This is a genomic window from Pseudomonas sp. BIGb0381, from assembly GCF_024809815.1.
Taxonomy (GTDB): domain Bacteria; phylum Pseudomonadota; class Gammaproteobacteria; order Pseudomonadales; family Pseudomonadaceae; genus Aquipseudomonas.
The window spans coordinates 335,811-348,007 of sequence record NZ_JANUEN010000008.1; the positions used below are offsets into that span (position 1 = coordinate 335,811).

Consider the following 12,197-nt stretch of genomic DNA (forward strand, 5'->3'; position numbering starts at 1 on the left):
GATGGTTATCGTCGGAACAGGCTTGGCGACACGCTCGCTCTCCTTATGTACGAATGGACAGGGGTTAATTTACGCAGGTTTCAGGCAGTAATGTTCGATCAGTTCCCGCAATAGACGCACTGTAGGCGTCAAGCGTGACATTTCGAGGTACTCGCCCGGTTGATGGGCACAGGCGATGTCGCCAGGCCCCAGCACCAGGGTTTCACAACCAAGGCGCTGAAGATAAGGCGCTTCGGTGCCGAACGCTACTGCTTCGGCACGATGACCGGTCAATCGTTCCGCGACCCGCACCAACTCGGCGTCTTCGGCCTGTTCGAACGGCGGCACTGCGGGGAACAACGGCGCGTAGTCGATCTTGACTTTATGGCGCTCGGCCAGCGGTTCGAGCTTTTGCCGGATAGCCGCACGCAGCACTTCGGGATCCATGCCCGGCAAGGGCCGCAGGTCGAATTCCAGGGAGCATTGGCCGCAGATGCGGTTGGGGTTGTCTCCGCCATGGATACAGCCGAAGTTCATGGTCGGTTGCGGCACGCTGAATTGTGCATTGCGGTACTCGCGCTGCCAGGCCAGGCGCAGGCCGCGCAGCTCACCGATGGCGTCATGCATGGCTTCCAGGGCGCTGTGGCCCAGGCTTGGATCAGACGAATGGCCACTTTGGCCGAGAATGTCGATGCGCTCCATCATCACGCCTTTGTGCAGGCGGATCGGCTTGAGACCGGTCGGTTCGCCGATAACCGCCGCGCGGCCCAGCGGGCGACCCGCTTCGGCCAATGCCCGGGCACCGGACATGGAGCTTTCTTCATCGCAGGTGGCGAGGATCAGCAACGGCTGCTTGAACGGCTGATCCAGCAGCGGCAACACCGCTTCAATCGCCAGCGCGAAAAAGCCCTTCATGTCGCAACTACCCAATCCTACCCAACGGCCGTCGACTTCCGTCAGCTTGAGCGGATCGGTCTTCCACAACGCCGCGTCATAAGGAACGGTATCGCTATGGCCGGCCAACACCAGACCGCCGGGGCCAGTGCCGAAACTGGCCAGCAGGTTGAATTTGCCGGGGCTGACGGACTGGATGTCGATGGAGAACCCCAGGTCGCCCAACCAACTGGCGAGCAGATCGATCACCGGGCGGTTAGTCTGGTCGAGAGACGCTTGGGTGCAACTGACCGAAGGCGCGGCAATCAGCGCGGCGAACTGCTCTTTCATGGACGGTAACGGCATGCGCGGTCTCCCTACTTCCCGGACGAGCCCCCACTATAGAGCCATCTGCACGACACAATAAACCGTTGCGGCGCGTTGCCGGGCTCAGTCCTGTACACTGCACGACCTTGGCAGCCACTCTTTTTCCCGGCTGCGCTCCCGATCCTGGATTTTCCGGCCATGCAGAAAGAAACCGAAATCAAGCTCCGCGTCAGCCGCGAAACACTCGCCGCGCTGCGTGAGCACCCGTTACTGAAAAAACGCAACAAAAGTGGCTGGGAACGCCGTGAGTTGATGAACCAGTACTTCGACACCCCCGAGCGCGACCTGGCCCAGGCCAAAGTCGCCCTGCGCCTGCGCAAGGACGGTGACGACATTATCCAGACCCTCAAGACCCGTGGCCAAAGCGTCGCCGGTTTGTCGGAACGCAACGAGTACAACTGGGACCTGCCCAAAGCCAAGCTCGACGTAAAGAAACTCGACGGCGAGTGCTGGCCCGAGCAGCTGGCCGAGTTGGACAAAAAGACCCTCAAGCCGATCTTCACCACCGACTTCGTGCGCGAACGCGCCGAAATCGCTTGGGGCCGTGGCAAGGCCAAGGTGGTGATCGAAGCCGCCCTGGACCTGGGCCATGTGGTGGTCGGCAAGCAGAAAGAAGAAATCTGCGAGCTGGAACTGGAACTGCGCGAAGGCGAACCGGCTGCCCTGCTGGAGTTGGCCGCCGAGCTGGCCGCCACCCTCGCACTGATGCCGTGTGACATCAGCAAGGCCGAGCGCGGCTACCGCCTGTACGACGCCAGCAGCTACTCCTTGAGCCTGCCGGCCCCGCAGATCCACGCCGAAATGCCGCTGGACGACGCCTTCGCCGCAATCATGTGGCACCTGCTCGGCAGCAGCCAGCGCCTGGCCGAGCAATACCGCTTCAATGGCCACTGGCGTCTACTGCAGGACTGGGTCGACAACCTCGGCGAACTGCGCGCCCTGATCGGCAGCCTTGGCCAGGCCGCACCGCGTCAATCCACCAGCGAACTGCGCAGCGCACTCGATGCACTGCTGGAAGACTGGCGCCCGCTGGTCCAGGCCGGTGACGACGACGAAGACATTCGCAAAGCCGCGCCCGAGCAATTCGCCGAAGAATTGGATGACGTACGCTGGGGCTTGTTCTCGCTGAACACGTCGCGCTGGCTAATGGCCCGCACCTGGACCGCCGACCGCAACGTGCGCGGCAACCGCCAGGGCGCCGCGCAAATCACCAACTGGCTGCCACGCCTGCTGGCCGACGATGCCGTCGCCCTGCAACTGCCGCGCTACCAGCAGCAGCCGGAAGACCTGGCAGAGCAACTGCCGCGCATCGAACGCATCCAGGCCTGGCTGCACCATGCGCGTAACGTGGTGGATATTCCGGAACTGGATCGTTTGTACGGCGAGCTGAACAAGCTGGTGCAACTGGCCAACCAGCCGATCACCGACGAGTCGCTGGATGCGCGTATGCATCAGGCGATTGCGGTGTACCAGAACCGTGCCTGGAAGACCCTGCTGCGTCTGTAATATCGCCATCGGGGGCAAGTCGAATCGTCGCGGTACGACGATTCGACTTGCCCCCGATGAGGCCGGTCAGCGCAATACTGGCAGGCTGGTGGTCGACTTGATCTCAGACAGCGCCACAATCGAGTTGACCTCCTGAATCCCCGGCACCATCGACAGCTTCTCGAAAAAAAACCGCTCGTACGCCTCAATGTCCGACGTCACGATGCGCAGCAGAAAATCCACCGCCCCCATCAGCACATAGCACTCCAAGACTTCCGGAAACCCACGAATCGCTTCGGTGAACTCGGTGAAGTTGGATCGGCCGTGGGCGTTGAGTTTGACCTCGGCGAAGATCTGCGTATTGAGGCCGATCTTCTTGCGATCCAACAGGGTGACCTGGCCGCGAATCACCCCTTCGTCCTTGAGCCGCTGGATGCGCCGCCAGCACGGCGACTGGGACAGGCCCACTTGCTCGGCGATCTGCGCGCTGGACAGCGAGGCGTCCTCTTGCAACAGGGCCAGGATGCGGCGGTCATAGGCGTCCAACTCGCTGTGCATAGAAATACCTTTAATTCTGGCTATTCTGAATTGATTGATTCGATTAATCGCAAATCAGGCTCATCTTAGATAAGAAATCTCCCGAGGCGAATGTAAAAATTTCTCCAGTCGAATCTGGAGAATCAGCATGCATGTCGTCGAAACCACCCACCCCCTGACCCGCGTCGATGTGTGGGCCGCCAACAGCGCCCATTGCCGAGCGCATTACCAGATCGTCGCCGAAGCGGAGCCCGATGTGTTGTGTCGGATACTCAACTATTTTGCGTTGCAGTTCTTAACACCGAGTCAGGTCACCGTGAGCCGCCAAGAAGACCTGCTGAACATCGATATCGTGATGGAAAGCCTGAGCTGGCATCGCGCCCAAGTGATCGGTGAAAAGATTCGAAACCTGATCAGCGTGTGCACGCTGCACGTGTGGCCGGTTGATTCCGTAGAGCCCGCAGCAGTGGCGGCAGCAGCTCAGTAAAGGCCTGCAACATACGCTGGGAGGAGGATCTTCGAGGGCCGGCTAGCCTGAAGTTTCGTCCGAGGCTACCCAGGAAAACCTTCATGTCTGTTGATCACCGATTGGAACTGCATCAGTTGCTCCCGGCATTGGTCGAGGGCGGCTTGATCACTGCCGACATCGCGCAGCGCTTATCGGCGCTGCCAGGCGGTAACGCCCAGCACCCGCTGGAGTGTATCGCCGCCTATGGGCCGGCACTGGAAACCCTGACCCAGTGGCTTGCCCAGCATGCCGGGCAACCTTATTGGCGTATCGACCCACTGCAAATCGATGTCGCGGCGGTGGTGCAGCTGATGTCCCAGGCGTTTGCCCAGCGCCACAGCATCCTTGCAGTGGCCGTGGACGCGCAGACCGTCACCGTTGCCAGCGCCCAGCCCCATGTCACCAGCTGGGAGTCGGGACTGGCACAGGTACTCAAACGCTCGATCAAGCGCGTGGTTGCCAACCCCCAGGACATTCAGCGTTGTATCAGCGAGTTTTACCGGTTGGCGAAGTCCGTCAGCGGGGCGGATCAAAAGGTCGCGGCGCCTGGCAACTTCGAGTTGCTCAACCTCGGCGCCGGTGACCAGGAGCCGGATGCCAACGACGCGCATATCGTCAATATCGTCGATTGGCTGTTGCAGTACGCCTTTGCCCAGCGGGCCAGTGATATTCATATCGAGCCGTGCCGTGAACAGGGGCGCATGCGCTTTCGCATTGATGGGCTGTTGCACGACGTCTATCAATTTCCACCCCAGGTGACGATGGCGGTGGTCAGCCGCCTGAAAAGCCTGGGCCGCATGAACGTGGCGGAAAAACGCAAACCCCAGGACGGCCGGATCAAGACCAAAAGCCCCACAGGCGCAGAAATCGAGTTGCGCCTGTCGACCTTGCCCACCGCCTTTGGCGAAAAACTGGTGATGCGGATTTTCGATCCGCAGGTGCTGCTCAAGGACTTCGACCAGCTCGGTTTGTCCGCTGAGGACCAGCAGCGATGGCACGCCATGACCCGCCAGGCCAACGGCATCATCCTGGTCACGGGCCCTACCGGTTCAGGCAAGACCAGTACCCTCTACACCACGCTCAAGCAACTGGCGTCCCGAGAAATCAACCTCTGCACCGTGGAAGACCCGATCGAGATGGTCGAGCCGGCCTTTAACCAGATGCAGGTGCAGCACAACATCGACCTGACGTTCGCCAGCGGCATCCGAGCCCTGCTACGCCAGGACCCGGACATCATCATGATCGGCGAAATCCGCGACCAGGAAACCGCCGAAATGGCGATCCAGGCCGCACTGACCGGACATTTGGTGCTCTCGACGCTGCACACCAACGATGCGCCCAGCGCCATCAGCCGCTTGCAGGAACTGGGCATTGCTCATTATTTGATCAAGGCCACATTATTGGGGGTAATGGCGCAGCGCCTGGTGCGGCTGCTGTGCCCTCATTGCAAGCGGGCGGCAGGCGATGTCCACGAGGCGGTGGGGTGTGCGGAATGTCGAAACAGCGGATTTCAGGGGCGTGCAGGGGTCTACGAGATCATGGTGTTGAATGAATCGCTCCGTGCGCTGATCACCCCAGGCACCGACGTGCAGTCCCTGCGCAGAGAGGCGGTTGCGCAAGGCATGTGCAGCCTGCGCCTGGCCGGTATGGGAAAAGTAAAGGCGGGGCTGACGACGATGGCCGAGGTGTTGCGCGTGACACCTGGGGATTCGGTAACAAATGCTTTGATTACCGCGGGCTGAAACCGTTCTTATCGGTGACAAGACCGTTACAATCGGCCGAACGTCGTTTAACTGACACCATCAGATAGGGAATCGCTATGCAGATCGGAACCGTACTGCTTCTTTTCGTGGGTTTGGCCATTGCCATCCTGTTCATGGGCTTCAAGGTGGTACCCCAGGGCTATCAGTGGACCGTCGAGCGCTTCGGCCGTTACACCAACACCCTCAAGCCGGGTCTCAACATCATCATCCCGGTCATGGACCGCATCGGCCGCAAGATCAACGTGATGGAAAGCGTGCTGGATATTCCGCCCCAGGAAGTCATCACCGCCGACAACGCCACCGTGCAGATCGATGCCGTGTGCTTCTTCCAGGTGGTCAATACCGCGCAGGCCGCCTACGAGGTCAACAACCTCGAACACGCTATCCGCAACCTGCTGCAAACCAATATCCGTACCGTGCTCGGCTCCATGGAGCTGGATGCCATGCTCAGCCAGCGCGACGGCATCAACGAAAAACTGCTGCGTACCGTCGATGAAGCCACGGCGCCGTGGGGCATCAAGATCACCCGGATCGAAATCAAGGACATCAGCCCGCCCGCCGACCTGATGGCCGCCATGTCCGGCCAGATGAAAGCCGAGCGGATCAAGCGCGCACAGATCCTGGAAGCCGAAGGCCTGCGGGCATCGGCGATCCTGACGGCCGAAGGCAAGAAGCAGGCACAGATTCTTGAAGCCGAAGGTGGACGCCAGGCCGCGTTCCTGGAGTCTGAAGCCCGTGAGCGCCAGGCAGAGGCAGAGGCCCGCGCGACCCAGGTGGTTTCCGAAGCGATCGCCACCGGTAACGTGCAGGCCATCAACTACTTCGTCGCGCAGAAATACATCGATGCCCTCGGCAAACTGGCATCGGCCAATAACAGCAAAGTGATCCTGATGCCGCTGGAAGCCAGCCAGGTGATCGGCGCTGTCGGCGGCATTGGCGAAATCGTCAAGGCGACCTTCGACAACAAGAAAGCCTGAGGCGATCGACATGTGGGATTTCCTGCAGCATCTTTCGTTCTGGGACTGGCTCGCGCTGGGTACGGTGCTATTGATTCTTGAGGTATTCGGCGCCGGTGGTTACCTGCTGTGGATGGGTATAGCTGCGGCAGCCGTGGGCGTGATCAAGTTTCTGGTGCCGCCGCTCGGGTTGGAGTGGCAACTGTTGCTGTTCGCTGTGCTGTCGATATTGACAGCGGTGTACTGGTGGAAACGCCAGCGCAGCAGTGCCAAAGCCAGTGACCAACCGGGGCTCAACGAACGTGGCTCGGAGCTGGTCGGCCGCGTCTTCGTGGTGCATCAGGCGATTATAGATGGCCGGGGCAAGGTGAAAGTCGGTGATGGCGTATGGATGGTGACCGGTCCTGACAGCCCTGTAGGCGCTCAAGTGCGTGTGGTAGGCCTGGATGGCGTCATTTTAAAGGTAGAAACTGTTTAGTCAGGGATGGAACTCGGTTGGGCTAACTACAATCAAACGGTACAGATCACCCACCCGGAGTCACCCATCATGCGTCTTAAATATGCTGTCGCAACCCTCGCTGTGCTTTCCCTTCCTGTCGGTTCAGCCATGGCCGATAGTTTCTGGCGCAATGTCATTTCGTCGGGCGCCACTACCGGCTCGACGTACCTGACCTTCAAGGACCACAAGCTGGTGGTTGCCGCACAAGACGACGCAGGCAGCTTTGTTGCCAGCGACGGCGGCATCCGCGGACCGTACCTGGAAGCCGCCATGCAGAAAGTCCGCGCCGATAACCCTGGCCTGCAGGCCACGGATATGGAACTGGCCAACGCCATCCTCGCGAAGAACGCTGTTACCGAGTGATTCCCGCACGCTGAAGAATGCCGCTCTTGAAGCGGCATTTTTTTGCCCGCAATGTGACGATTCATTCACAGGCGACAGGCTATATTCAGTCTTACCGTGCCACCATGCTGGTACTGAATCCTCGCTTACTCATCGCCAATCTGAAACGGACTCCTTCGTCGTTATGAGCCAACAGCCCTTTCTGCCGTTCTCCAAACCTACCATCGATGAAGCCACCATCTCGGCGGTCGGCGATGTACTGCGCTCGGGCTGGATCACCAGTGGGCCGAAAGTGCAGGCTTTCGAGGCGCAACTGTCGGAATACTTTGGCGGCCGGCCGGTGCGCACGTTCAACTCTGGCACCTGCACCATGGAAATCGCCTTGCGTATCGCCGGTATCGGGCCTGGGGATGAAGTCATCACCACACCGATCTCCTGGGTGGCCACGGCCAACGTGATTCTGGAGGTGGGGGCCACACCGGTGTTCGCTGATATCGATCCGATCACGCGCAATATCGACCTGGCCCAAGTGGAAGCCGCAATCACACAGCGCACCAAGGCGATCATCCCGGTGTACCTGGCCGGCCTGCCCCTGGACATGCCGATGCTGTACGCACTGGCCAACAAGTACAACCTGCGCATCGTCGAAGACGCCGCCCAGGCCCTGGGCTCCAGCTGGGATGGCGAACGCATCGGCGCTACCGGGGACTTTGTATCGTTCAGCTTCCAGGCCAACAAGAACATCACCTCTTCCGAGGGCGGCTGCCTGGTGTTGAACAATGCCGAAGAAGCCCGCCTGGCAGAAAAATACCGCCTGCAGGGCGTCACCCGCACCGGCTTCGACGGCCTCGACGTGGATGTACTGGGCGGCAAGTTCAACATGACCGACATCGCCGCCGCCATCGGCCTGGGGCAGTTTGCCCACATCGAGAAGATCACCGCCCATCGCCAGCACCTGGCACAGCACTACTTCAAATGTTTCGGCGATGATTTCGAAGAAAAGTACGGCGCGCAACTGCCGCTGGCCGACTTCGAAAACAGCAACTGGCACCTGTTCCAGTTAGTGCTGCCGGAGCGCCAGGACGGCCTGCCCGCCCGCGCGACCTTCATGGAGAAAATGCAGGCACAGGGTGTTGGCATTGGCTATCACTACCCGCCTATTCACCTGCTGAGCCTTTATCGGGCACAGGGATTCAAGGAAGGTATGTTCCCGGTAGCGGAAAAGGTTGGACGTTTGATCGTGTCGTTGCCGATGTTTACGGCAATGACAGAGGCAGATGTGGAGCGGTCGGTGGCGGCGGTAAAGGCAGTCCTGAAAGCGAACTGAACACTCACGGCTCCCGACGATTGAATGTGGGAGGGAGCTTGCTCCCTCCCACAGGGGTCTTGCGGTTACTCGCCGATGGCGGCTTTGTAGCCAGCCGCATCCAGCAGTTTTTCCAGATCAGCCGGGTTGCTTGGCTTGAGCTTGAAGATCCACGCGCCGTAAGGGTCGGAGTTCAGCAACTCAGGGCTACCACTCAGCTCTTCGTTGACGGCAATCACTTCGCCGGCAACCGGGGCGTAGATATCCGAAGCGGCCTTCACCGACTCAACCACACCCGCCTGGCCTTCGGCTTCAAACGTAGCGCCAACTTCGGCCAACTCAACAAACACCACATCACCCAGAGCTTCCTGTGCATGGTCGGAGATCCCGACGGTGACAGTACCGTCAGCTTCCAGACGCGCCCATTCGTGACTTTCGGCAAAACGCAGGTCGGCAGGGATATCGCTCATAGTCTGTGTCCTCAAGAAGAAATGTCAGCAGCCATTGGCCTGCCGGAAATAGTTAGATCAAGGTTTTGCCATGACGCACGAAGGTCGGTTTGACCACTCGAACCGGGTACCACTTACCGCGGATTTCCACTTCGGCCCGATCGGCAGTCGCCGTCGGTACACGCGCCAGGGCAATGGATTTGCTCAGCGTAGGTGAGAAACTACCACTGGTGATCTCCCCTTCGCCAACATTGGCGATACGAACCACCTGGTGAGCGCGTAAAACCCCACGTTCTTCCAGTACCAGCCCGACCAGTTTGAATTGCACACCGGCGGCCAGCTCTGCTTCCAGCGCCGCACGCCCGATGAAATTGCGCTCGGCAGGTTCCCAGGCAATGCTCCAGGCCATGTTGGCCGCCAGGGGCGAAACGTTCTGGTGGATGTCCTGGCCATACAGGTTCATGCCGGCTTCCAGCCGCAGGGTATCCCGCGCGCCGAGGCCTATAGGTGAAATACCCGCACCTACCAGGTCGTTGAAAAATCCAGGCGCCTGATCGGCAGGCAGGACAATTTCCAGGCCGTCTTCGCCGGTGTAACCCGTGCGCGCGATAAACCAATCACCGTCGGCATGCCCTTCAAAGGGCTTGAGTTGGTGGATCAGGGTGCCGCGAGACTGGGTGACCAACTCGGCAATCTTCTGCCGGGCGTGGGGACCTTGAATGGCGAGCATGGCCAACTCGGGCCGCTCATGCAGTTGCACTTGATAGCTGCCAAGTTGCGCCTGGATCCAGGCCATGTCCTGGTCTCGGGTGGCGGCGTTGACCACCAGCCGGTACCCGGCCTCGGTGCGGTAGACAATCATGTCGTCTACCACGCCACCCTGCTCGTTGAGCATGGCGCTGTACAACGCACGGCCACAGCCGTGCAAACGCTCGACATCATTGGCCAGCAGGTACTGGAGCCATTCCTTGGCCTGGGGGCCGGTGATATCGATCACGGTCATATGAGATACATCGAACACCCCGCAGTCGCGCCGCACCTGATGGTGCTCCTCAACTTGCGAGCCGTAATGCAAAGGCATATCCCAACCGCCAAAATCGACCATTTTCGCGCCGAGGGCGAGATGCAGGTCATACAGAGGCGTACGCTGTCCCATGGGTTTCTCCTTCCGGGCTTGGCGAAGGTGCGCAGGCCGTTGCCCGTGCCGGACACCTTGAATTACAAGGCCTGCGGCGACGTACAGCGACTCGATCCGAAGGACGGAGCGCACCGAATGCCGCGCATTGTAGCCGCAAGCCGTAGGACTGGCACCTAACCGATGGGGCGGGCGGAGCGTCGGATCAGCCCGATGACCGGCAGCAGCCCCACCAGCACCAGTGTCAACGCTGGCAGAGAAGCCCGCGCCCACTCGCCTTCGCTGGTCATTTCAAAGATCCGCACCGCCAGGGTGTCCCAGCCGAACGGGCGCATCAGCAGGGTCGCGGGCATTTCCTTGAGCACGTCTACGAACACCAGCAGTGCTGCACTCAGGGTGCCGGGTAGCAACAGCGGTAGATACACTTTGCAAAACAGTCGCGGCCCACTCACGCCCAAACTACGCGCAACTTCCGGCAACGAAGGGCGGATGCGCGCCAGGCTGTTTTCCAACGGCCCGTAGGCCACCGCCAGAAAGCGCACCAGATACGCCAGCACCAGCGCCGACAGACTGCCCAGCAACAATGGCTTGCCCGCCCCTCCGAGCCAGCCGGACAGCGGCACCACCAGCTCACGGTCCAGGTAACTGAACGCCAGCATGATCGACACCGCCAGCACCGAGCCCGGCAAGGCATAGCCGACATTGGCCAGGCTGATACCGGAGCGAATCGTCCGGGTCGGCGCCAGACGGTTGGCGAAGGCCATTACCAGCGCCACGCTGACCGTGATCAGCGCCGCAATGCCGCCCAGGTAAAGAGTGTGGACGATCAGGCCCGAATAGCGCTCATCCAGATCGAACCGTCCACGCTGCCAGAACCAGGCCACCAGTTGCAGCACCGGGATGACAAAGGCGCAGGCGAACACCAGGCCACACCACCCACTGGCCGCTACCGCTTTGATCCCCTTCAAGTGGTACAGCGCCTTACCCCGGGGACGCTCGTTGCTGGACCGGCTGGCGCCCCGGGCACGCCGCTCGCCGTACAGAACCAGCATCACCACCAGCAGTAACAGGCTGGCCAGTTGGGCCGCGCTGGACAGGCTGAAAAAGCCGTACCAGGTCTTATAGATGGCGGTGGTGAAGGTATCGAAGTTGAACACCGAAACCGCACCGAAGTCCGCCAGGGTCTCCATCAGTGCCAACGCTACCCCGGCCCCTATCGCCGGCCGCGCCATGGGCAGGGCCACATGCCAGAACGCCCGCAAGGGTGACTGCCCCAGCACCCGCGCCGCCTCCATCAAGCCCTTGCCCTGGGCGAGGAATGCGCTGCGCGCCAGCAGGTACACATAGGGATAGAACACCAGCACCAGCACGATGATCACGCCGCTGGTGGAGCGCACCCGTGGCAGGCGCAAGCCGGTACCGAACCATTCACGCAGCAGGGTCTGCACGGGGCCAGAAAAATCCAACAGGCCGACAAACACGAAGGCCAGCACATAGGCGGGAATGGCAAAGGGCAGCATCAACGCCCAGTCAAGCCAGCGCCGGCCGGGGAATTCGCAGAGGCTGGTGAGCCAGGCCAGGCTTACGCCCAACAGGGTTACACCGACGCCGACCCCCAGCACCAAGGTCAGGGTGTTGCCCAGCAGGCGGGGCATCTGGGTTTCCCAGAGGTGGGACCAGATTTGCGCGTCGATGCTTTGCCAGGACAGCAACAGTACGCTCAACGGCAGCAGCACCAGGGCGGCGACGGTGAAGACCGGCAGGTACCAGCGGCGTTGGGCGGGGTGGGCCAAGGGTTGGTTCTCAATAATGAATATCTTCAAATCACAACAATTCAATGTGGGAGGGGGGGGGGGGGGGGGGGGGGGGGTGGGGGGGGGGGCGCGGGGGGGGGGGGGGCGGCGGGAGGGGGGGCCGAGTACGAGTGGTGAGTCGGAGCCCACGCCCGCCGGGGGAACCGGGAAACGGGGGGGAGCCG

General features: G+C 60.9%; 12 protein-coding genes. 7 read left to right on the forward strand and 5 right to left on the reverse strand.

Annotated elements, in window-relative coordinates:
* Positions 1–69: 69 nt before the first annotated feature.
* Positions 70–1,218, reverse strand: a complete 1,149-nt coding sequence (gene argE / locus M2397_RS21960; RefSeq protein ID WP_131697565.1) for an acetylornithine deacetylase — start codon at positions 1,216–1,218, stop codon at positions 70–72.
* 159 nt (positions 1,219–1,377) lie between these two features.
* On the opposite strand from argE, the gene M2397_RS21965 reads away from it, so the two are divergent.
* Positions 1,378–2,745 (forward strand): inorganic triphosphatase, encoded by a 1,368-nt coding sequence (locus tag M2397_RS21965; RefSeq protein ID WP_184745149.1) that lies wholly within the window; start codon positions 1,378–1,380, stop codon positions 2,743–2,745.
* A 66-nt stretch (positions 2,746–2,811) separates the two neighbouring features.
* Here M2397_RS21965 and M2397_RS21970 read toward each other — a convergent pair whose 3' ends face one another.
* Positions 2,812–3,282: an Lrp/AsnC family transcriptional regulator gene (locus M2397_RS21970; RefSeq protein WP_069558544.1), complete on the reverse strand. Its 471-nt coding sequence runs from the start codon at positions 3,280–3,282 to the stop codon at positions 2,812–2,814.
* 127 nt (positions 3,283–3,409) lie between these two features.
* Here M2397_RS21970 and M2397_RS21975 point away from each other — a divergent pair, with 127 nt between their 5' ends.
* The 6 genes from M2397_RS21975 to M2397_RS22000 all read left to right on the forward strand — a co-directional run bounded on the left by M2397_RS21975 (position 3,410) and on the right by M2397_RS22000 (position 8,656).
* The gene (locus M2397_RS21975) at positions 3,410–3,748 is read left to right on the forward strand and encodes a hypothetical protein (RefSeq protein ID WP_259244396.1); all 339 of its coding nucleotides are present in this window, start codon (positions 3,410–3,412) and stop codon (positions 3,746–3,748) included.
* An 83-nt stretch (positions 3,749–3,831) separates the two neighbouring features.
* Entirely contained in the window at positions 3,832–5,511 is a 1,680-nt protein-coding gene (locus M2397_RS21980) for a GspE/PulE family protein (protein WP_131697568.1), read from the forward strand.
* Positions 5,512–5,588: 77 nt separating this feature from the next.
* Positions 5,589–6,509, forward strand: a complete 921-nt coding sequence (locus M2397_RS21985) for an SPFH domain-containing protein (RefSeq protein ID WP_027608388.1) — start codon at positions 5,589–5,591, stop codon at positions 6,507–6,509.
* A 10-nt stretch (positions 6,510–6,519) separates the two neighbouring features.
* Entirely contained in the window at positions 6,520–6,966 is a 447-nt protein-coding gene (locus M2397_RS21990) for an NfeD family protein (RefSeq protein ID WP_259244397.1), read from the forward strand.
* A gap of 69 nt (positions 6,967–7,035) precedes the next feature.
* The gene (locus M2397_RS21995) at positions 7,036–7,350 is read left to right on the forward strand and encodes a DUF2388 domain-containing protein (protein WP_003176799.1); all 315 of its coding nucleotides are present in this window, start codon (positions 7,036–7,038) and stop codon (positions 7,348–7,350) included.
* Positions 7,351–7,513: 163 nt separating this feature from the next.
* Complete coding sequence (locus M2397_RS22000) at positions 7,514–8,656, forward strand: DegT/DnrJ/EryC1/StrS aminotransferase family protein (protein WP_259244398.1); 1,143 nt, start codon at positions 7,514–7,516, stop codon at positions 8,654–8,656.
* A 65-nt stretch (positions 8,657–8,721) separates the two neighbouring features.
* Here the strand turns inward: M2397_RS22000 and gcvH are convergent, their stop codons facing one another.
* The 3 genes from gcvH to M2397_RS22015 form a co-directional block, all read right to left on the reverse strand.
* Positions 8,722–9,105 carry a glycine cleavage system protein GcvH gene (gene gcvH, locus M2397_RS22005; RefSeq protein ID WP_028618385.1) on the reverse strand — a complete coding sequence of 128 codons (384 nt, stop codon included), beginning with the start codon at positions 9,103–9,105 and terminating at the stop codon, positions 8,722–8,724.
* Between the two features lie 52 nt (positions 9,106–9,157).
* Positions 9,158–10,240, reverse strand: coding sequence for a glycine cleavage system aminomethyltransferase GcvT (gene gcvT / locus M2397_RS22010; protein ID WP_131697571.1), 1,083 nt, complete (start codon positions 10,238–10,240; stop codon positions 9,158–9,160).
* A gap of 155 nt (positions 10,241–10,395) precedes the next feature.
* Positions 10,396–12,012 carry an iron ABC transporter permease gene (locus M2397_RS22015; RefSeq protein WP_259244399.1) on the reverse strand — a complete coding sequence of 539 codons (1,617 nt, stop codon included), beginning with the start codon at positions 12,010–12,012 and terminating at the stop codon, positions 10,396–10,398.
* Between the last annotated feature and the right edge of the window lie 185 nt (positions 12,013–12,197).